Here is a 20,299-nt window from a genome sequence, read left to right on the forward strand (position 1 = left end):
GGCAACGCGGCCCGCATGGACAAGCCGCTGCAACGGTATTGGCGCGACGTCCATGTCGGCCAGCTGCACGCCATCCACATGCCTGGAACCACCTACCACGCGTCGGCACTGAGTTCGCTGGGTGTCGATCCGCCCGAGGGCCCCCTGCGGGCTTTGATCTAGGAGAGCACGTTGACCGACCTGAAAAGCCTGGGCTACATCACCATTTCGACGAACGACATCGACCGCTGGCGGCAATTCGCCTTCGGTGTCCTGGGTTTCGCCGAGGGGAATGGTCCCGACCCCGAGGCGCTCTACCTGCGGATGGACGAGCGCGCCGCCCGGCTCATCGTGGTGCCCGGTGAGACCGACCGGGTGCTGACGGTCGGCTGGGAGGTGCGTGACCGCCCGGCGCTGCAACGGGTCAAGGCGACCCTGGACGCCGCAGGGACCCCGTTCAAGCAATTGTCCGCCGACGAGGCCGAGGCCCGCCGCGTGGAAGAGGTCATCACCTTCGAGGACCCGGCGGGCACCACGCTCGAGGTCTTCCACGGTGCGGTGCTCGACCACAGCCCCGTCGTCACCCCGTTCGGCGCGAAATTCGTCACCGGCGACCAGGGCCTGGGCCACGTCGTCGTGCCGGCGACGGACCCGAACGGGCTGTTCGACTTCTACACCGAGGTGCTGGGTTTCCGCGCCCGCGGCGCGTTCCGGGTGCCGCTGCCGAAAGAGTTTGGGCCCGTGCGGGTTCGCTTCCTGGGCATCAACGAACGCCACCACAGCCTGGCGATCGTGCCGGCCGCACATCAGCGCGACCCGCGCCTGGTGCACATCATGGTGGAGGTCGACACCCTCGACGCCGTGGGCCAGGCGCTGGACCGCGTGAACGCCGAGGGCTTCCAGCTGTCCTCCACGCTGGGCCGGCACACGAACGACAAGATGGTGTCGTTCTACGTCCGGGCTCCCGGCGACTGGGACATCGAGTTCGGCACCGACGGCATGCGCGTCGACGAAACCTATTACACCGCAGAGGAAATCACCGCCGACAGCTACTGGGGTCACCAGTGGATCGGCGAAATGCCCGCAGCCATGCGGCTATGACGCCGGATACCGACGTCACGCCGGTCCCGGCCGCGTCGATCACGTCGTGGGACGACGAGGCCGACGTGGTCATCGCCGGCTACGGGGTGGCCGGCGCCGCCGCGGCGGTGGAGGCGGCGCGCTCCGGCGCCGAGGTTCTTGTCCTGGAGCGGACCGGATCCTGGGGCGGGGCGGCGGCGATGGCCGGCGGGTTCATCTACCTCGGCGGCGGCACCCCGCTGCAGAAAGCCTGCGGCTTCGACGATTCCGTCGACAACATGGCGGCCTTCCTCAACGTCGCGATGGGGCCCGGCGCCAACCCGGAGCGGATCGCCGACTACTGCGCCGGCAGCGTGGCCCACTTCGACTGGCTGGTCGGCTGCGGCGTTCCGTTCAAGGCGGAATTCTTCTCCGAACCGGGCTGGGAACCGATGGGTGACCAGGGCCTGATGTACAGCGGCGGCGAAAACGCCTATCCCTTCAACACGATCGCCTCCCCCGCCCCGCGCGGGCACGTCCCGCAGATGTCCAACAAGAAGCAGGGCGAGGCCAGCGCGGGCTACATGCTGATGAAGCCACTCGTCGAGACCGCCACCGCCGCCGGCGCACGCGCACTCTACGACGTGCGGGTGCAACGCCTCATCGTCGAAGCCGACGGCCGGGTGGTCGGGATCCGGGCGCGCCAGTACGGCAGTGAGATTTCTGTCCGGGCGCGGCGCGGGGTGGTCCTTGCCATGGGCAGCTTCGCCTACAACGACGCGATGGTGGCCCGCTACGCCCCGCGGATCGCCGGTCGCCCGGCCGCGTCCATCGAGCAGCACGACGGCCAGGCGATCCGGATGGCGCAGGCGCTGGGCGCCGATCTGGCGCACATGGACGCCACCGAGGTCGCGATCTTCATCGACCCTCAGCAACTGGTGCGCGGCATCCTGGTCAACGGCCGCGGTCAGCGCTACGTCGCCGAGGACACCTATCCGGGCCGCATCGGCCAGCTGACGCTCTACCAGCAGGACAACACCGCCTTCCTGATCATCGACGACGACGCCCAGCAAGAGGCGATGGCGTCGTGGTCGCCGAAGTTCATGCTGCGCCCGGCGACCTGGGTGGCCGACACCGTCGCCGACCTGGAACGCGAGATGGGCCTGGCGCCGGGATCCCTGCAGGCGACCGTCGCCGCCTACAACGAGGGCGCGGCCCGCGGCGAGGATCCGCTGCTGCACAAGAAGCCGGAGTGGTTGCGGCCCATCGGTTCCCCGGTCGGCGCGATCGACTTGCGGGAGAACACCGGCGGTTTCACCCTGGGCGGCCTGGGCACCACGCTCGACGCCGAGGTGCTCCACGTCAGCGGCGAACCCATCCCCGGCCTGTTCGCCGCCGGTCGCTGCACCGCCGGCTTGGCCGCCTGGGGCTACGCCAGCGGTATCTCGCTCGGCGACGGCAGCTTCTACGGCCGCCGCGCGGGCCGGTCCGCGGCCAAGGGCTGAGCCGGCCTGCACTGATCCCTACATCTCGCGCCCGACACAGATGTGGCCGGTGGCGCTTTTGGCGTGCCATGTGACAGCGCGCACAAGACTATGGTACAAACTGGGGTATCTCTAATAGTCATATACCAGCCAGATGCAATGGAGCTTTGGAGGACCGATGTCAGCGTCCCTGGAAACAGCAACTCCCACCGCCGTCATCGACCGCGTCTCCTTGGTGCTGGACGCCTTCGAAGGACCGGGACGGCTAACGCTGGCCCAGATCGTGCGTCGCACGGGTCTGCCGCGCTCGTCGGCGCACCGGATGCTCGAGCGGTTGGTTCAGCTGCGCTGGTTACGCCGCAACGGCCGCGACTACGAGCTGGGCATGCGGCTGGTGGAGTTGGGCTCACTGGCCGTGCACCAAGACCGCCTGGTGCGCGCGGCCGCCCCCTTGCTGGGCGAATTGCACCGCGCCACCGGCCTTGTCGTTCATCTAGCGGTGCTGGACGGGCCGGACGTTGTCTACCTCGACAAGATCGGTGACCGACTGATCAACGCGATCCCCACCCGGGTCGGGGGTCGGCAACCCGCGCACTGTACCGCGGTCGGCAAAGCCATCCTGGCCTATGGCGACCAGCAGGCCGACGTTGATCTGCAGGCCCGCAAGACCAAGTTTTCCATTTGCACCGGCTCGCAACTTGCCGCTGAGTTGGCCAAGGTGCGCGCCCACGGCGTCGCCTTCGAGCGCGAGGAGTCGCTGCTCGGTTTTGGCTGCGTGGCGGCCCCCATCGGCAACCCCGGTGAGGCGATTGCCGCGGTGTCGGTATGCGCACCGATGAATCGCATGGTGTTCGATCAGCGACTAACCACCCCGGTCCGCATGACCGCGGTGAACATCTGGCGCAACATCGAAGACGGCGCCCACCGGGTGGCGCCAACGCTGCAAACAATGCGACCGCTGCTGCCCCACCGCCCGATTCCGGCGCCGCAGCCCACCTTGCAGTACGCGTGAACCTCGACCCCCAGGTCGCCGAGCTGATCGAGGGGCTGGACGCGGGCTTTCCGCCGGTCCACACCATGACGGGCGCCCAGGCCAGGGCCGCCATCCGCGAGCGGCTGGTACCGCCCGCCCAGCCCGAGCCGGTCGCCGCAGTCCGAGATCACACCATTTCGGGCACCGGTGCGGAAATCCCGATACGGATCTACCGGCCCCGCGGCCATGCCGACGACGGCGGCCTGCCGATCCTGGTATACGCGCACGGCGGCGGATTCGTGTTTTGCGACCTCGACAGCCACGATGGCCTGTGCCGCAGTCTGGCCAACCTCGTTCCCGCCGTGGTGGTTTCCGTCGGGTACCGGCTGGCTCCAGAAAATCCGTGGCCTGCCGCGGCCGAGGACCTGTACGCCGCCACGCGATGGGCCGCCGACCTCGACGGCGTCGGCCGCCGAGGTTCGCGCGCGGTTGTGGTGGGCGGTGACAGCGCGGGCGGCAACCTGGCCGCCGTCGTGGCGTTGATGGCGCGCGATCGTGGTGGCCCGGCGATTGCCGCGCAGTTGCTGCTCTACCCGATGCTCGCGGCCGGCTTCGACACCGAGTCATATCGACTGTTCGGCAAGGGTTTCTACAATCCGACGGCTGCTCTGCAATGGTATTGGGACCAGTATGTGCCCGCATCCGCCGACCGCGACCATCCTTACGCCTCACCGCTCCGAGCGGACCTACATGGGCTACCGCCCGCGGTGATAGTCACGGCCGGGCACGATCCGCTTCGGGACGAAGCCATCGCCTACGCCGACGCGCTGCAATCCGCGGGGGTAGTCGCCGTGCGGTGCGGCTTCGAAGGTGGCATCCACGGGTTCATGACGATGCCGATGCTCGACATCGCTCACGAAGCCCGGCGGCAGGCGTGCCGCGAGTTGGCCGCGCTGCTGGGGTGATTACCGTGCTGCGTGCTGGGCGGGCTGCTCGTCGATCTTGGCAGGTGGTCCGTAGCGCTGGTCGGGATCGAGCACGCAGTGGGTGCGACCGAAAACGGTGACCATGCACTTGTTGTTGTGGTTGCATCGGCTGCGACTGGCCGGGTCGGCGATCATCTTGTTGACCAGGTCGGGTTCCCGCAGCAGCGCCCGACCCATCGCCACGAAGTCAAATCCCTCCTCTCGTGCGGTCTCGACGTGGTCGCGGCGGGTGATGCCGCCCAGCAGGATCAGTTTGGTGTTGCGCATCACCGGCACGAATTGGCGTGCGGCTTCGAGCATGTAGAGGTCGCTGTACGGGTAGGTGCCCATCACGCGCTTGCCGGCCAGCCTGATGGCAGGCCGTAGCGCAGCCGGCATGACGCGGGCGAATTCGCGCACCGGGACGTCGCCCCGGAACAGGTACATCGGCTTGAAGACCGAGGACCCTTGGGTCAGTTCGAGCGCGTCGAGGGTGCCGTCGGTGTCGAGGAGTTGCGCGGTGCGCAACGCCTCATCGATCCAGATGCTGCCGGGCAGTCCGTCGTCCATATTCAGTTTGGCGATGACGGCGATCCGGCCCCCGGCCATCTCGCGGACGCGTTCGGCGATCTCCCGTGACAGGCGGGAACGGTTGTCGATGGAGCCGCCGTACTCGTCCTTGCGGCGGTTGATGAGTGGGCTCAAAAACGAGCTCGGCAGATACAAGTGTCCGAAATGCAGTTCAACTGCGTCGAATCCGGCATCGATGGCTACCTGGGTTGCCGTGCCGAACTGGTCGATGACGGTTGCTATCTCGTCGCGGGTGATCGCCCGGCAGTAGGCCAACGATGTCGGGTTGACGAACCGGCTCGGCGACAGGGCGGTCACCCCGGTCAGCGCCCTAGGGGCCACCACCCCGGCGTGGCCCAGCTGGGCCGAGATGGCCGCACCCGCCCCATGCACGGCATCGGTAAGTCTGCGCAGGCCGGGCAGCGCCTGCGAGCTCATGACGATCTGACCCGGGGCGCTGGCGCCCTCGGGCGCGACACAGCAGTAGGCCACCGTCGTCATGCCCACTCCCCCGTCGGCGAACGCCCGGTGAAACGCGATGAGATCATCGGTGACCAGCCCCTGGGGCGATCGGCCTTCGGAGGTCGCGGCCTTGATGATCGGGTTGCGCAAGGTGGCCGGACCGAGCTGCACGGGACTGAAGGAAGCGCTCATTCCCCCACCGTGGTGCCCAACCGGATGGGGGGCAATGAGGTCCTCCCGATGGTCGGGACTGAACCTGTCCGGGGGTTGCCCACGATCTGTACGGTCACGCCCATGGCCGACGGTCGGATTTTCGTGATCGACAGGGTGGTGACGCGGCCTGGCTGCGCCCGGAAATTCGTGGAGACCTACCTCGCCGAGTACGCGCCCGGCGCCCGCTCCCGCGGAATGACGCTGCGCGATGTCCTGGTCAGCCCCCCGATCTGGTTCACGGATCGATCCAACACCGTCACCATCACCTGGACCCTGCCCAGCGCCCAGGCATGGTGGGAGATGACCTGGAAGGGCCGCCCCGACCCGACGCTGGGCCAGTGGTGGGACCAGATCGAGGAACTCGTCGCCGAGCGGTCCCGCTCGGTCGCCGCGGCCGCCGACGACGTCGACGGGCTCTGCGGTGTATAACGTCACCCGCCTCCTCGACGTCGCAGACGAACACCGCGACCGGATACTCACGCTGGTGCGCGCGAGCGCTGAGGCGACCGGCGCCCGTCACCGGCTCGTCGAACCGACGCTGCCCGGGGCGCGCAACGGCGGTGACGTCCTAGTCCACTTGAGGTTCGATTCCCCGAGTCAATGGCTCAGCGCCGCAGACGATTTCACCGCGATTTTGGGCGATCCCGCGATCACCCATGTCAACGGGGTCACCTACGGGGGTACTCCAACGCCCAATGGTGGCGGCCCGGGCACGGTCTACCGGGCCTTGCTTTTACGGGTGCTGCCCGACACCGACGTCGACACCGTCGCGCGTTTCGAGGACGAGTTGACCTCGATGCCGCGCTTCATACCGACGATCAGGGCATGGCAGCTCAGCCGGGTCGACGATGCGGTCGGAGCATCACGATGGACCCACGTGTTCGAGCAAGAGTTCAGCGACGTCGATGCGCTGATGGGCCCCTACCTGATGCATCCGATCCACTGGGCGGTCGTGGACCGCTGGTTTGATCCCGAATGCCCCGACGTCATCATCCGAGACCGGGTGTGCCACAGCTTCTGTCGATGCGATCACCCCGTCTTGACCACGTCACCCGCCTAGTCGATCTCGGGCTGATCCGCCCTATCCGCCGCGGGACTCACATCCCGGCGGGCAGGATGTTCGGATTGGCGTTCGCCGGCGGTTCGAGTGGCGGCAGTTCGGTTTTGCCGTCCAGGCTGTGCACCCGCAGCCGCTGTGACCACGGGTAGTGCAAGCTAAACGCGACTAGGCCGGTGCGTTCTGCCGCCGGTAGATGACACATCGCCAGCACGGTTTCGGCCAGATACTCCACCGGCTCGGTCGGAAAGCCCTCCGGGATAAGCGCGGATGCGCCGGGAGTGCGCACAGCGGTCGACGGGCCAACACAATTCACCGCGATGTTCGCGTCGAGCAGCTCGGCGGCCACCCCCTGGGTGAACCGGTGCAGTGCTGCTTTGCACGACGCGTAAATCACGTCGCCGGAGGTCTTGTTGTAATCGCGGTACGGCCGCACCGGTGCCACACCGGTGACCGAGCCGATGTTGACGATCCACCCGCCGCCCAGTTTGCGCATGTGCGGAACCGCGGCCTTGGTCAACACGAAGGGGGTGCGCAGATAGTGCTCGACGGTGCGGTCGAAGGTCTGCAGCGGCATGTCCTCGATGACCGAGTAGTCGGCGAAGCCGGCGTTGTTGACCAAGATGTCGATGCGGCCCGTGCGGTCGAGCACCTGGTCGACCAGGGTCTCGCGCGCCTGGGCGTCTTCGAGGTCGGCAACCACCCCGAAGGCCGACCCGCCGGCATCTTCGATCAGGGCGATGGTCTCCTCGATCGTGCCGGGTAGCGTGCGATCGGACCCGGCGCGCTGCGAGCGCGAGGGCGCGTGAGCGCGCGCCGTCACCGCGACGGTGGCCCCCTCGGCGGCCAGCCGCTGGGCCACCGCACGACCGATGCCGCGGCTGCTGCCTGTTACCAAAGCCGTCCTGCCAGTGAGCAACTCGTTCACCGCAGCGCAAAGTCCTGCTCGATCGGCGCTCGGTGCTGATGCCAGACGTCGACCAGTCGGTACGGGGTGGCCACCACCACCCGGCCCGAACCGGACCGGTAGTAGGTGTGGGCGTTGGGTGTGTGGCACCACACCGTGCCGAGCATCGCCTCGTCGATCGCGGCAACGTAATCTTCGTACGCCTGCTGGGTGACCTCGATCGTGGTGGCGCCGCGCAGTGCCATCAACTGCAAGCATTCGACGATGTAGTGCGCGAGCACCTCCATGGAGAAGTTCGCTCCCGCACCGTGTCCCGGGCTGTAGTTGGGTGCCGACATGATGAACAGGTTGGGAAAGCCGGGCACCGTGCCACCACGGTACGCACGGGGGTTGTCACCCCACTCGTCAGCCAGCTTCTTGCCGCCGCGACCGCGAATGTCCACGGTGGATAAGAAGTCCAGATAGTAGCCGGTCGCGTAGATGATGACGTCGAGGTCGATCTGCCGGCCGTCTTGGGTGACAATGCCTTTCGAGTTGACCTCGGCCGGTTCGCTGGCCTCCACGTCGACATGGTCGCGGGTCAGCGCCGCGTAGTAGCCGCCCGGGTCTCGGATGATCCGCTTGCCGTAGGGTGCGAAGTCCGGGGTGACCTTCTTGGCCAACTCGGTGTCTTTCCCGAAGGTGTCCTCGATGTAGCGCAGGCACATCTGCAAAAGGACGTCATTCGCCGGCGAGATCGACAGGTGGTCCTTGTTCCAGTCCGGGTCTTGCAGGATGATCGGGTAGTTGTTGTCCGCGGTGGCCCAATAGGACTTGAGCCGGTGCCACTTCGCGTAGTAGGGCAGGTTCCGTCCCAGGTAACGCCGGAACGGCGGCACCTCATCTGTCAGCCGCTTACGCGGCGCCACCCAGTGTGGTTGCCGCTGGAACACCGTCAGGTGCTCGACCTGGTCAACGCACGCGTCGACGATCTGTACGGCGGTGCAGCCCGCCCCGATCACAGCCACCTTCTTGCCGGTGAGATCGAGTGAAGAATCCCACAGCGCCGAGTGAATGCTGATGCCCGCGAAAGTGTCTCGACCCTTGACGTCCGGCCACCGCGGGCGGTTGAGGTAACCCGCCGCGGCGACCACAACGCTGGCGTAGCTGATCGTGCGGTGACCCTGGGTGTCTACCGCATGGAGTTGCCATTGGTTGCGTTCCTCGTCCCACCACAACGCCTCGATCTCGGTGCCGAACCGAATGTGGTCGCGCAGCTTGTGTTTATCGGCCAGCGTCACCAAATAGTTCTGATATTCGCCGCCCTGTGGGTAGTAGCTGCTCCAGTCCGGGTTCACCTCCCACGACAGCGAGTAATAGGCCGACGGCGTATCGACACCGATGCCTGGATAGGTGGTGGTCAGCCAGGTGCCGCCGACCTCGTCGTGGCGGTCAAAGATCTCAAACGCCACTCCCTCGGCTGCGGCGGCCAACGCCATGCTGATCCCGGCCAGGCCGGCACCGATGATGGCGATGTTGATCGTCTCGGGGATCGGCACGGTGCGCGGCAGGGTTGGCTGTGACCGCTGGAAGCCGCCCTGTTCGAGCAACAGGTCCACCTGGTCGTCGTCGACCGGCGAACCCAGCGCTACAGGTAGCAGCCGGGCGAAGAAGTCCCGGTCCACGGGTGCCGTCGCGTCGGCGCAACGTGGGCGTCCCAGCGCGTCAACGAGGGCCTCGACCAGCGATTCGGCCGTCTCGGGGTCTGTGACACCGGCCCGTTCGGGCGGGTCGGCAACATAGGAGATCTTGGGCGCGTAGGTGTCGATCACCGACATGTCGCCGGTAAGCTGCGCCAGCACCGCGAGCAGCACACCCGGGTCAGCCTGACGCAGGTTGGTGCGCAGCTCGTCGGGGTCAGGAGCGGCCGGTCCGGTGGGCGACGTCGATTCGGTAGCGGCGGTCATGCCATCGAGTCTGAGGCCCGCGGTCACCCCGGGCACCGCTGTTGTCTACTCAGCGGGATGCCAGCATCACCGAAGCGGCATCGGGACCTAGTGTTCGTCGCATGCAACCGGCGCACCACGACGAGCGAGTGACACTCGAGCTCGACGCCACGATCGCCCAGGCGCGCAGTCAGTCGCTAGGAGATATTCCCCGCCGGTCAGCCCGCCGACACCCGGACAAAACCGCGATCATCGACGGTGATGTCGTGCTGACCTTCGCCGACTTCGACCAGCTGGTGGACAAAGCCGCAGCCGCGCTGCGCGACAACGGCTTTGCCCCCGGCGATCGCGTGGCGCTGCTGTCCCACAACTGCTGGCAGTTCGCGGTTTTGGCATTCGCGACCGCGCGCGCGGGCGTGGTCCTGGTGCCCATCAATTTCATGCTCACGGCCGAGGAGATCGCCTATATCCTCGGTCATAGCCGGGTCATTGGATTCATCGTCGAATCCGCCCTGGCGACGATAGCCGAAGATGCGATGCGTCTGGGCGGGGCGGTCACGACAAAGATTGCGCTGACGGCCGACGGGGCCATCCCTCCTGCCGGCTGGCACGACTTCGCTCAGTGGCTCACGACGACCACGGCCGCACCGAACCCGCCCATCGGCGATGAGCAACTCGTGCGGCTGATGTACACCAGTGGCACCGAATCACGGCCCAAGGCCGTGATGCACACCAGTCGCAGCCTGATGTGGCAATACGTCAGCACCATTGTGGCCGGTGCGATGTCACCGGACGACGTCGAAATCCACTCACTGCCGCTTTACCACTGTGCGCAGTTGGACAACTTCTTGGCCACCGACCTCTATCTGGGAGCGACCAGCATTATCCTGTCGCGGCCGGACCCCGAATTGGTCCTGCGCACCATCGCGCGGTACGGGGTGACGAATTACTTTGCGCCACCGACGGTGTGGATTTCGCTGCTGCGTTGCCCGATCTTCGACGACGTCGACCTGTCCAGCCTACGCAAGGGCTACTACGGCGCCTCACCGATGCCCGCCGAGGTACTGCACGAAATACGCAGACGGCTGCCGAATCTGAGACTGTGGAACTTCTACGGTCAAACCGAGATGGCGCCGCTGGCCTCGGCGTTGGGACCTGACGAGCAGGACGCGCACGCCGGCGCGGCCGGACGCCCAGTGGTCAATGTCGAAACCACCATCCTCGATGACCACGATTGCCCCGCAGCGCCCGGCATTGTGGGTGAAATCGCCCATCGCAGCCCGCATCTGATGGTCGGCTATCTGGACGACCCTGCTAAAACCGCGGAGGCCTTCCGCGGCGGCTGGTTTCATTCCGGCGACCTGGGTTACTACGACGAGCACGGGCTGTTGCATGTCGTGGACCGCAAGAAAGACATGATAAAGACCGGCGGCGAGAACGTCGCCAGCCGCGAGGTCGAAGAAATTCTCTACCGCCACAACGGGATCCAGGAGGCAGCCGTATTCGGCCTGACGCATCCGGTCTGGGTGGAAGCCGTGGTCGCCGCGGTAGTACCCCGCGACGGGGTCACCCTCACCGAGGACGACGTCGTCGTGCACTGCCGGCAGCACCTCGCGGGCTTCAAGACGCCCAAACGGGTCTTCTTCGTCGAATCACTGCCGAAAAACCCCAGCGGCAAACTTCTCAAGCGGCAATTGCGAGACGCTTTCACCCTCGAATTCACCAGCCAATGAAGGGACCACTCTGCCGTGTTTAAAGGCCGAATCGCGCGATTCGACGAACCGGGTAAGCCGTTCGACATCGAAACGGTGAGCCTCCCGGAGGTGGGGCCCGGTCAGATCCTGATCAAGGTGAGTCGTGCCAACATCTGCGGCTCTGACCTACACGCCTGGCACGGGACGTTCGCTACCGGCGGCCTGGGAGGTCAACTTCCCACCGTGTTGGGCCATGAAATGGTAGGCGCGATCGAAGCGCTCGGCGCTGGGGTCACCACCGATTCTGATGGCGCGCCGCTGACGGAGGGCACGCGAGTGGTCTTTCCCTACTTCTTCTCGTGTCACAAGTGCCGAAACTGCCTTGCGGGCAGGCGCAACGCCTGTCTGAAGCTGACGATGGCCATGCTCGGCCGCGCCGACGAGCCGCCCTATTTCGTGGGTGGCTACGCCGACTACTTCCTGCTGCCCGCCGGGGCGGTGGTCTACACGGTCCCCGATTCGGTATCCGATGACATCGCCGCAGGAGCCAATTGCGCTCTGTCACAGGTCATGTACGGTCTCGAGCGCGTCCATCTGCAGCTCGGCGAATCGGTGGTGGTGCAGGGTGCGGGGGCATTGGGTCTGTATGCAGTGGCGGTGGCCAAAGCACGCGGGGCTGCCCAGGTGATCGCCATCGACGGTGTGGCCGAGCGCCTAGAGCTGGCGACCGCGTTCGGCGCCGACACGGTCATCGACATCAATGACGTCGCGACGGTCAAAGACCGTACCAAGCTCGTGCGACAACTGACTGACGGCCAGGGCGCCGATGTCGTCGTCGAGGTGGTCGGCCACCCCTCGGCTATCGACGAAGGCCTCAAGATGCTGGGCCAGTTCGGCCGCTACGTGGAGATCGGAAACATCAACATTGGCAAGACCTTCGAATTCGATCCGTCCCGTTTTGTCTTCGGCAACAAGATGATGGTCGGGGTCTCGTTGTACGACCCCATCGTGTTGTCGCGGGCGCTGAAGTTTCTCGACCAACATCAGGCGCGGCTTCCGTTGCACCGACTGGCGGCGGCCTGTTACCCGCTCGACGACATCAACGACGCCTTCGCCGCGGCCGAGAGCAAGCGCGACGTTCGCGCGAGCATCGTGCCCTAATGACAGAAAGCAGACCACAACCAATGCATGACTACGCCAGGAAGACATTGTTCATCGGCGGCGAGTGGATCACGCCGGCCGGCGGGGACCTCATCGAGGTGATCGACCCCTCGACAGAACACGTCATCGGCACGGTTCCCGCAGGTACCGAGGCCGACGTCGATGCGGCGGTGTCCGCAGCACGGCGCGCCTTCGACCCGCTGATCAGCGTCGCCGAGCGCCGCCAGCGCGTCGCGGCGGTGATCGCCGCCCTGGAAAAGCGTCTGCCCGACATCGCCGAGACGATCACCCGGGAAATGGGTGCGCCGGTGCGCATCGCGCAGACCGTGCAGACCCAGGTCCCGCTGGCGGTGGCCCGTGGCTTCGCTGCCGTTCTTGATGGTTTCGAATTCGAAGAACGAGTGGGGAACTCGCTGATCCTGCGCGAACCCTACGGCGTGGTCGGCGCAATCACCCCCTGGAACTATCCGCTGTATCAGGTGGTCGCCAAGGTGGTCCCGGCGATCGCGGCCGGTTGCACGGTGGTTCTCAAACCCAGCAATGAAGCACCGTTGTCGGTGTTCGAGTTCGTCGAGGCCCTCGAGGAGGCCGGCCTGCCCGCCGGTGTGGTGAACCTGGTTTCGGGGCGCGGTGCGCGGATCGGCGAGCGCATCGCCGCCCATCCCGAAATCGACTTCGTCTCGTTCACCGGTTCCACGGGCGTCGGAGCCCGCGTCGGGGAGTTGGCCGGGCGGTCGGTGAAGAAGGTCGCACTTGAACTTGGCGGCAAGTCAGCCAACGTCATCCTCGACGACGCCGACCTGGCGACCGCGGTCAAAGTCGGAGTCGGTAACGCGTTCCTCAACGGTGGCCAGACCTGCATGGCCTGGACACGGATGCTGGTGCCCCAGTCCCGCTACGGCGAGGCCCTGGACCTGATCGAGGCCGCCGTGTCGAAATACACCGTGGGCGATCCACTCGACCCGGCGACCCGAATCGGACCCTCGGCTTCGGCGGGCCAGTTCGAAACCGTGCGGGGTTTCATCGAACGCGGCCAACGCGACGGTGCGCGCCTGCTCACCGGGGGCGCCGAGCCGATCCGCGAGGTCGGCTACTACGTCGCACCTACTGTGTTCGCCGACGTCGACCCGGACTCCGAACTCGGCCAAGAAGAGGTCTTCGGTCCCGTCCTGGCGGTCATCCCGTTTACCGACGAGGCCGACGCCCTGCGCATCGCCAACGGCACCCCATACGGCCTCTCGGGCGCGGTGTGGGCGGCCGACACCGACCGGGCCATCGCCTTTGCGCGCGGCGTGCAGACCGGCCAGCTCGACATCAACGGCGGCAAGTACAACCCGGTGGCACCGTTCGGCGGCTACAAGAAATCCGGCATCGGACGTGAACTCGGCCGCGCCGGATTCGAAGAGTACTTGCAGACCAAGTCCCTGCAGCTGCCGGCATGAGCGGGCCTCTCGACATCGCGACCAGCGGACCCACGCAGGTATGGACGATCGACCTGCCGCACCTCGGCAACGCGATCACCGACAAAGCGTTCATCTCCCCGTTCGAGGCCGCAGTCGATAATGCCAACGCCGACACCGACATTCGTGCGCTGATCCTCACCGGGCGCGGCAAGATCTTCTCCGCCGGCGGCAACGTCAAGGAAATGGCCGACCGAGAGGGCATGTTCGGCCTGGACGCTCGGACCCAACGGCACGCCTACATCGACGGCATCCAACGTATCCCGCGGGCACTGGCCCGCCTCGAGGTTCCACTGATCGCAGCGGTCAATGGGCCGGCCGTCGGCGCCGGCTGTGATCTGGCGATGATGTGCGACATCCGGGTGGCCTCCGAGCGGGCGTCCTTCGCCGAGAGCTTCGTACAGCTCGGCCTGATCCCCGGCGACGGGGGCACCTGGTTTCTACCGCGGGCGGTGGGCTACGAGCGCGCCGCCGAGATGACCTTCACCGGTGACCGCATCGACGCTGCGACCGCCCTGCAGTGGGGGATGGTCAGCCGGGTGGTGCCCCACGACGACCTGCTCTCCCACGCGCACGCGCTGGCCGAGCGCATCGTCAAGAACCCGCCGCACGCGCTGCGGATGGCCAAACGGTTGCTGCGGGAATCGCAGACGGCATCACTGGAAACCACCCTGGGGATGGCCGCGGCCATGCAGCCGCTGGCACATCGCGATCCCGAACATGAACGCCGTATCGCCAAGTGGAAGACGACCTGATGGCGCTACCGCGATTGGTGCCCCCGGCTGCCGTGGGCCCCTCGACGCAGGCGCTACGCGCGGAGGTCCGCCAGTTTCTCGCCGACCAACGCGCCGCAGGCGCCTACACCCCGTCGGTGGATGCCTGGCTCACGGGGTGGGACGAGACTTTCACTGCCGCCCTGGCGGCGCGTGGCTGGATCGGTATGACGGTCCCCGTCGAGTACGGCGGACACGGGCGCTCATTTCTGGAACGGTTCGCGGTCACCGAGGAGCTGCTGGCCGCCGGCGCGCCGGTCGCCGCGCACTGGATCGCCGACCGTCAGATCGTGCCTTCGCTGCTGAAATACGGCACCGAACTGCAGAAGTCGCAATTCCTGCCGCGGATCGTACGGGGCGGCTGCTTCTTCGCCATCGGTATGAGCGAGCCCGATTCCGGTTCCGATCTGGCCAGCGTGCGCACCCGCGCCGTGCGTGTGCAGGGCGGTTGGTCGCTGTCGGGCACGAAGGTTTGGACATCGGGCGCCCACCGCGCCCACGCGTTCATCGTTCTTGCCCGCACCGCACCGGTGGATCCAGGCCAGCGCCATGCCGGGCTCAGCCAATTCATCGTCGATTTAAGGGGTTCGGGGGTGCAGGTGCGTCCGATCATTTCGATGAACGGAGCCCATCACTTCAACGAGGTGATCCTCGACCAGGCATTCGTGCCCGACGCCATGGTGTTCGGTGACATCGGTGCCGGCTGGACGCAGGTGACGTCCGAGCTGAGTTTCGAGCGCAGCGGACCCGAACGCTTCCTCTCCACATTCGTTCTGCTCGCAGCGACCACCGCCAACATGGCCAACCAGCGCATTTCGCGAGATGAGAGCCTCGGACGCCTGGTGGCCCGCGTCGCGGGCCTGCACCAGATGTCGACCGCAGTCGCGGGCGCCCTGGAGCGCCATGAGCCCGCTGACGTGGCCGCGGCTGTGGTCAAGGTGCTGGGCACCACCGTCGAAGGTGACATCGCCGACCTCGCTGAGCGGCATGGCGGCGTCGATGCGGCGTCCTCGGAGCTGATAACCGCCGCGTTGGACCAGCGCCCCGGCTTTACCCTGCGTGGCGGAACCAACGAGGTGTTGCGCGGTGTAATTGCCCGCGGATTGGGGATCCGGTGACAACCTCACCGATCGACGCGGCCCCGGTGGACCCGGCCCTGATCGACATGATGCGCGCGGTGTTCGGCGCGTACCGAACAATGCAATCACCCGCCGCTGTCGATCGTGACGCGCAGCTATGGCACCAGCTTGACGAGCTCGGGCTGGTGCGCCTGACCGGCCCCGAGCACTCCGGTGGCAGCGGCGCCGGCTGGCATGAGGCGGCCCAGCTGCTGACCGTCGCCGTTCAGCACGGCGCGCGAATCCCTCTGGCTGAGCATGATTTATTGGCATGCTGGCTGCTGGAGGCCAGCGGATCGCCATGCGACGACGCGGTGCGGACCGTGTGCCTGCTCGATGCCCAGGGTGCCGCGAGGGGCGTGCCCTGGGCGTCTCGCGCCCAACAGATCGTGGTCATCTGGCAGCGGGGCGGCGAGTATCACGCCGCCGACGTCAATGCCGAGTCGTTGGATATCACGCCCGGCGCCAATGCGATTGGCGAGCCACGGGATATCGTCGTCGCCGACCCCGCCGGCTTGTGCGGTGTTCCCCTCGAGGCGAGTGTGGTCGACCAGCTGCGGCTGAAATCGGCCTTGGTGCGCGGGGTGCAAGTGTGTGCGGCGCTGGACCGGATTCTGGAGCTTTCGATCGAGCACGCGAGCTCACGCGTCCAGTTCGGTCGACCCCTTTCGCGATTTCAGGCCGTGCAGAACATGATCGCCGACATCGCCGCGCAGGCGGCTCTGGCGCGATCGGCCACCGAGGCGGCGCTGACGGCGGCGGTCACTAGCGCGTGGTCGGCTTCCAACCTCGCCTTCCTTGTCTCGGTGGCACGTTCGTGTGTGGGCCAGGCCGCCTCCGTGGTGGTGCGTAACGCTCACCAGGTTCATGGCGCGATCGGCACCACACGGGAGCACCGGCTACACGAGTTCACCCGGCCTGCCCTGGTGTGGCGGGGGGAGTTCGGATCCGTGCAATATTGGGACGAACAGGTCACGTCGGCCGCGCTTGGGGCGGGAGCCGCCGGGCTATGGAGCCTGATCGGCGGCTGAGCCATGGACGGTGTTCCACTCAACGGGCGCCGGGGTGTTAGCGGGGCCACAGCCGGGATTGACTGTGGGCATGAGCAACGACATCACGCTGTCGGAACTGCAGGAGTTCATCGCCGCCTTCTGGTACCACTACGACGAAGCCAACTATGACGAGCTGGCCGCCAGCTACGCCCACGATGTGCACTACCTGACCCGAAGCGACAGTGGCGCAAGTCCTTTCGAGGAGCTGATGTCGCCCCAACTCGACAGTCGTGACGCGGTCATCGAGTGGCTGTCCGAGCATCGCAAACAAAGCCCCTACCCGCTGCGTCACCACGCCACCAACGTGCACCGCACCGGCACCGATAGCGGCGTAACCCGCGCCCGCTTTTACATCTTCGTCAATCAGATCGCCAACTTCGTGCCGTTCGCGGTGTCCAGCGGGGTGGTCAACGTCGGCGTGCGCCGAGGCCCCAATGGGCTGGAGTTCACCGATATGGACGTCGTACTGGATGCCACCAACTCCGTGCTGCTATCCGAACTGCACAGCGACACCGCCACCGCGTCGCAACCATGACCGTTCAAGAGCTCTTCTCTGGCGGCGTCGCCGTCATCACCGGTGCCGGCTCGGGCTTTGGTGCCGGCATGGCCCGATACGCCGGCAAATTGGGCATGACCGTGGTGCTCACCGATGTCGATGCGCACAGCATCGCCGCCCTGCGCCAGGAGCTCACCGCCGCGGGAAGCACCGCGGTCGATATGGTCTGCGACGTAAGGGATCCCGTCGCCATGCAAGAACTCGCCGACAAGACCTATCGCGATGTCGGGCCGGTGCGGTTGCTGGTGAACAATGCCGGAATTGAACAGTTCGGCTACCTGTGGGACACCCCGGTGGTCAACTGGCAGCGGATCGTCGACATCAACATCAGCGGGGTCTTCTACGGCATCCGCGCGTTTCTGCCGCGAATGATGGCGAGCCCTGAGCAGGCGTGGGTGTGGAATGTGTCGTCTGTTGGTGGGGTCGTCGCGATGCCATTGCAAACGCCCTACATTGTGAGCAAGCATGCGGTGCTGGCGATGACCGAGTGTCTCGACCTAGAAGTACAGTCCAGCGGGCACGACCACCACATTCATGTCCAGGCGGTGCTGCCCGGCCCGGTGCTGTCCAACATTTTCGAATCAGCCGGCGGCGTCGACGGCAATGAGGCAACCGACGTCGCGGCTGCCGAGGCACACCGTACGGCCATGCTCGACCTGAAGGCCGACGCGATGGACCCGCTGACAGCTGCCGCGGTGGTGTTCGAGCAAGCCGCAAAGGGCGGTTTCTATCTGCTCACCCATCCAGACTACGTTCGGTCGGCGATGCAAGAGCGTGCCAATATCCTTGCGTCCCAACAGGCGCCGGTATTGCGCACCGAGCGCCGGTTCGACCCCGCGCGGCATTAACGTGCCGACTCCCCCGCTGGATCCCGACGCCGCCGCCCGAGTCGCGTCGTTCGGTACGATCCCGCCGATGCGCCAACGCGGCCTAGCCGCGGTGCGAGCCGCGATCGAATCCGCGCCGCTGCCCGAGGCAATGCCACAGATGGACAGCGTCACCGACGTCACCATCCCGGGGCCAGCCGGGCCGATACCCGCGCGGATCTACCGTCCCACCAAGGATTCCCACACACCCGTGCTGGTGTATTTCCACGGCGGCGGCCTGGTCATGGGATCCAACCACTCGTTCGAACCGCTGGCCCGCGCGCTCGCCTCGGCGTCGATGTCCACCGTTGTCGCCGTCGACTACCGCCTGGCCCCGGAAGCGGCACCCCCGGCGCAGTTCGACGACGCCTACGCCGCCACTGAATGGGTATCACGCCGAGCCGCGGAGCTACGCGTCGACGCCAACCGGCTCGCAGTGGTCGGCGACAGCGCCGGAGGTTCGTTGGCGGCCGCGGTTGCACTGGCCGCGCGTGACCGCCGCGGTCCGGCGATCTGCGCGCAGGTGCTGCTGTATCCGGGCCTGGATCGCGACATGACGGCCCCGTCGGTCGCTTCGACGGCCGACGCGCCGCTCCTCACCCGCGACGACATCGACTACATGCACGCACTTGCCGACGGAGATGCCGGGCCGCCCGAGGACCCGTACCTGGTTCCCGCCTACGCCTCCGACCTTTCTGGGCTGCCGTCCGCGATCGTGGTCACCGGTAGCTGCGATCCAATCCGGGACTGGGGTGAGCGATACGCGGCCCGGCTGCGGGACGCCGAAGTTCAGACCACCCTCACCCGCTATCCGGGTACCTACCACGGCTTTCTGATGTACCCCGACGCGACCGCCCGCGGCCGGCTCGCCATCGCCGAAATCGGCGCGGCATTGGGCGCCAAGTTCGCCAATCCGCTCCCATTTTGACGTCCCGATCACCGGACACGCGTCGACCGTACGACGACGGTGCCGGAGACAATCCCACCAATCCAAACATGCAGAAGGAGACCGCTGATGCTTACGGATGAGCGCCGGATGGAGCTTTCCAACGTTTTGCGGCCCGCCGCCCCGCCGCGCGAAATCGACAACGTCTACACCACCGACCAACGCGAGCGGCTGCTCAATGTCGTACACGCGCACGGCCCTTGGAAGCTGATCATCGCCCAACACTTCGCGTCGGCCGACGAATTGATGGCCACCATGAGCGGTGCCTTCCCCGAGGGATTCACTCCGTCGCTGGACCTCTTTCTGACGCCGACGTTCCGTGGCTACCTGGCCAACTACGGGGCCATCCTCTTCCCTGAGCTGCACGACTGCTTCTACAACGCCACGTTCCTCGAGCACGCCAAGAGCTACTGGAACGCCGAGTACGCCAAGCCTGAGATGATGCTGTTCAACATCAACGGCCCCTGCGCCAACCGCGATCCCGGCCATCTGGACTCGCCGAGCTTTCGCGGTGTACGCCACGAGAACGCCCCCACCTGGCTGTGCAGCGTGATGGGCAAGTCCGGTCTGTTCACCGACTACCTCATCAAAATGGCTCAGGTCATCACCTGGTTCTCCCTCGACGAGGGGTCCGGTTTTACCTATTGGCCCGACGGCCCACTCAAGCCCCCCTCCCGGGTCTTGCCGCCGATCAATAACCGCGGAGTGGTCGTTCAGAACGAGATGATGGTGCACCGCGGAGAAGCCAACGGGCCGCTGGAACAACAGATTCCGCCGGGGCTGGCCTTCGACACCGTCTTCGCCGGCGACCCGGCCGACCCCGACCACTGGCTTCTGAAGAACGGCGACGACGTCATCGCCCGCCACCACACCGACGAGTTGCGTTTCCTGGTCCACTGGTCCGCCGAAGTGTTCTCCGACTTCGAGGAACTCAAAAAGAACATGGACGGCTCCGACGACATCACGATCGAACGGGCCATCGGCATCATGATCGACGACCTCAAGGGCAAGGGCATCAAGCTCGACACTCCCAGCGATCCCCTGCACGACCCTGGATTCATTGCCGCGCTTAATGCTGC

19 protein-coding genes and 1 pseudogene are annotated in these 20,299 nt (G+C 66.3%); 17 read left to right on the forward strand and 3 right to left on the reverse strand.

The window, feature by feature from the left end; all coding sequences use genetic code 11:
• The 5 genes and pseudogenes from A9X05_RS30060 to A9X05_RS22125 all read left to right on the forward strand — a co-directional run.
• Positions 1-162: pseudogene (locus A9X05_RS30060) on the forward strand (hydroxylase); the annotation flags it as partial.
• 9 nt (positions 163-171) lie between these two features.
• Positions 172-1,080 carry a biphenyl-2,3-diol 1,2-dioxygenase gene (bphC, locus tag A9X05_RS22110; protein WP_067752569.1) on the forward strand — a complete coding sequence of 303 codons (909 nt, stop codon included), beginning with the start codon at positions 172-174 and terminating at the stop codon, positions 1,078-1,080.
• The gene (locus A9X05_RS22115; protein WP_067784079.1) at positions 1,077-2,543 is read left to right on the forward strand and encodes an FAD-dependent oxidoreductase; all 1,467 of its coding nucleotides are present in this window, start codon (positions 1,077-1,079) and stop codon (positions 2,541-2,543) included. The genes bphC and A9X05_RS22115 overlap by 4 nt, the downstream gene beginning before the upstream one ends.
• A gap of 157 nt (positions 2,544-2,700) precedes the next feature.
• Positions 2,701-3,534 carry an IclR family transcriptional regulator gene (locus A9X05_RS22120; RefSeq protein ID WP_067752575.1) on the forward strand — a complete coding sequence of 278 codons (834 nt, stop codon included), beginning with the start codon at positions 2,701-2,703 and terminating at the stop codon, positions 3,532-3,534.
• Complete coding sequence (locus A9X05_RS22125) at positions 3,531-4,460, forward strand: alpha/beta hydrolase (protein ID WP_067784080.1); 930 nt, start codon at positions 3,531-3,533, stop codon at positions 4,458-4,460. Before A9X05_RS22120 ends, A9X05_RS22125 begins: the two co-directional genes overlap by 4 nt.
• Here the strand turns inward: A9X05_RS22125 and A9X05_RS22130 are convergent, their stop codons facing one another.
• Complete coding sequence (locus tag A9X05_RS22130; RefSeq protein ID WP_067784081.1) at positions 4,461-5,684, reverse strand: NADH:flavin oxidoreductase; 1,224 nt, start codon at positions 5,682-5,684, stop codon at positions 4,461-4,463.
• A 102-nt stretch (positions 5,685-5,786) separates the two neighbouring features.
• Between A9X05_RS22130 and A9X05_RS32350 the strand changes: the two genes are divergently transcribed.
• Both A9X05_RS32350 and A9X05_RS22140 read left to right on the forward strand, forming a co-directional pair.
• Positions 5,787-6,134 (forward strand): hypothetical protein, encoded by a 348-nt coding sequence (locus A9X05_RS32350; protein ID WP_067752584.1) that lies wholly within the window; start codon positions 5,787-5,789, stop codon positions 6,132-6,134.
• Positions 6,127-6,765: a Dabb family protein gene (locus A9X05_RS22140; RefSeq protein ID WP_067784084.1), complete on the forward strand. Its 639-nt coding sequence runs from the start codon at positions 6,127-6,129 to the stop codon at positions 6,763-6,765. The genes A9X05_RS32350 and A9X05_RS22140 overlap by 8 nt, the downstream gene beginning before the upstream one ends.
• Positions 6,766-6,802: 37 nt before the next feature.
• Here the strand turns inward: A9X05_RS22140 and A9X05_RS22145 are convergent, their stop codons facing one another.
• Together A9X05_RS22145 and A9X05_RS22150 are read right to left on the reverse strand one after the other, a co-directional pair.
• A complete protein-coding gene (locus A9X05_RS22145; RefSeq protein ID WP_067752590.1) occupies positions 6,803-7,690 on the reverse strand; it encodes an SDR family NAD(P)-dependent oxidoreductase in 888 nt (295 codons plus the stop codon).
• Positions 7,687-9,615: an NAD(P)/FAD-dependent oxidoreductase gene (locus tag A9X05_RS22150; RefSeq protein ID WP_067784094.1), complete on the reverse strand. Its 1,929-nt coding sequence runs from the start codon at positions 9,613-9,615 to the stop codon at positions 7,687-7,689. The genes A9X05_RS22145 and A9X05_RS22150 overlap by 4 nt, the downstream gene beginning before the upstream one ends.
• Positions 9,616-9,716: 101 nt before the next feature.
• On the opposite strand from A9X05_RS22150, the gene A9X05_RS22155 reads away from it, so the two are divergent.
• The 10 genes from A9X05_RS22155 to A9X05_RS22200 form a co-directional block, all read left to right on the forward strand.
• On the forward strand, positions 9,717-11,327 hold the full coding sequence (locus tag A9X05_RS22155) for an acyl-CoA synthetase (RefSeq protein WP_067752604.1): 1,611 nt from the start codon (positions 9,717-9,719) through the stop codon (positions 11,325-11,327).
• Positions 11,328-11,342: 15 nt separating this feature from the next.
• Positions 11,343-12,449 carry a zinc-binding dehydrogenase gene (locus tag A9X05_RS22160; RefSeq protein ID WP_067752607.1) on the forward strand — a complete coding sequence of 369 codons (1,107 nt, stop codon included), beginning with the start codon at positions 11,343-11,345 and terminating at the stop codon, positions 12,447-12,449.
• Between the two features lie 23 nt (positions 12,450-12,472).
• Entirely contained in the window at positions 12,473-13,891 is a 1,419-nt protein-coding gene (locus A9X05_RS22165; protein ID WP_067784086.1) for an aldehyde dehydrogenase family protein, read from the forward strand.
• The gene (locus A9X05_RS22170) at positions 13,888-14,664 is read left to right on the forward strand and encodes a crotonase/enoyl-CoA hydratase family protein (protein WP_067784088.1); all 777 of its coding nucleotides are present in this window, start codon (positions 13,888-13,890) and stop codon (positions 14,662-14,664) included. Before A9X05_RS22165 ends, A9X05_RS22170 begins: the two co-directional genes overlap by 4 nt.
• Positions 14,664-15,800: an acyl-CoA dehydrogenase family protein gene (locus A9X05_RS22175; protein ID WP_067784097.1), complete on the forward strand. Its 1,137-nt coding sequence runs from the start codon at positions 14,664-14,666 to the stop codon at positions 15,798-15,800. The genes A9X05_RS22170 and A9X05_RS22175 overlap by 1 nt, the downstream gene beginning before the upstream one ends.
• Positions 15,801-15,847: 47 nt before the next feature.
• Entirely contained in the window at positions 15,848-16,831 is a 984-nt protein-coding gene (locus A9X05_RS22180; protein ID WP_067752633.1) for an acyl-CoA dehydrogenase family protein, read from the forward strand.
• A gap of 70 nt (positions 16,832-16,901) precedes the next feature.
• Positions 16,902-17,387 (forward strand): nuclear transport factor 2 family protein, encoded by a 486-nt coding sequence (locus tag A9X05_RS22185; RefSeq protein WP_067752616.1) that lies wholly within the window; start codon positions 16,902-16,904, stop codon positions 17,385-17,387.
• The gene (locus A9X05_RS22190; RefSeq protein WP_067784090.1) at positions 17,384-18,256 is read left to right on the forward strand and encodes an SDR family oxidoreductase; all 873 of its coding nucleotides are present in this window, start codon (positions 17,384-17,386) and stop codon (positions 18,254-18,256) included. Before A9X05_RS22185 ends, A9X05_RS22190 begins: the two co-directional genes overlap by 4 nt.
• A gap of 1 nt (position 18,257) precedes the next feature.
• Complete coding sequence (locus A9X05_RS22195; RefSeq protein WP_067784092.1) at positions 18,258-19,202, forward strand: alpha/beta hydrolase; 945 nt, start codon at positions 18,258-18,260, stop codon at positions 19,200-19,202.
• Positions 19,203-19,289: 87 nt separating this feature from the next.
• On the forward strand, positions 19,290-20,299 hold a 1,010-nt coding region (locus A9X05_RS22200; RefSeq protein WP_067784099.1), incomplete at its 3' end, for a hypothetical protein.

This window comes from Mycobacterium sp. E3298 (assembly GCF_001666895.1).
Lineage (GTDB): Bacteria > Actinomycetota > Actinomycetes > Mycobacteriales > Mycobacteriaceae > Mycobacterium.

Excerpts from the sequence above, each read along its gene's own strand:
- A9X05_RS22115 (WP_067784079.1), top strand. The coding sequence starts at position 1,077 with ATGACGCCGGATACCGACGTCACGCCGGTCCCGGCCGCGTCGATCACG.
- A9X05_RS22120 (WP_067752575.1), top strand. The coding sequence starts at position 2,701 with ATGTCAGCGTCCCTGGAAACAGCAACTCCCACCGCCGTCATCGACCGC.
- A9X05_RS22130 (WP_067784081.1), bottom strand. The coding sequence starts at position 5,684 with ATGAGCGCTTCCTTCAGTCCCGTGCAGCTCGGTCCGGCCACCTTGCGC.
- A9X05_RS32350 (WP_067752584.1), top strand. The coding sequence starts at position 5,787 with ATGGCCGACGGTCGGATTTTCGTGATCGACAGGGTGGTGACGCGGCCT.
- A9X05_RS22150 (WP_067784094.1), bottom strand. The coding sequence starts at position 9,615 with ATGACCGCCGCTACCGAATCGACGTCGCCCACCGGACCGGCCGCTCCT.
- A9X05_RS22155 (WP_067752604.1), top strand. The coding sequence starts at position 9,717 with ATGCAACCGGCGCACCACGACGAGCGAGTGACACTCGAGCTCGACGCC.
- A9X05_RS22165 (WP_067784086.1), top strand. The coding sequence starts at position 12,473 with ATGCATGACTACGCCAGGAAGACATTGTTCATCGGCGGCGAGTGGATC.
- A9X05_RS22170 (WP_067784088.1), top strand. The coding sequence starts at position 13,888 with ATGAGCGGGCCTCTCGACATCGCGACCAGCGGACCCACGCAGGTATGG.
- A9X05_RS22175 (WP_067784097.1), top strand. The coding sequence starts at position 14,664 with ATGGCGCTACCGCGATTGGTGCCCCCGGCTGCCGTGGGCCCCTCGACG.
- A9X05_RS22180 (WP_067752633.1), top strand. The coding sequence starts at position 15,848 with ATGATGCGCGCGGTGTTCGGCGCGTACCGAACAATGCAATCACCCGCC.
- A9X05_RS22185 (WP_067752616.1), top strand. The coding sequence starts at position 16,902 with ATGAGCAACGACATCACGCTGTCGGAACTGCAGGAGTTCATCGCCGCC.
- A9X05_RS22190 (WP_067784090.1), top strand. The coding sequence starts at position 17,384 with ATGACCGTTCAAGAGCTCTTCTCTGGCGGCGTCGCCGTCATCACCGGT.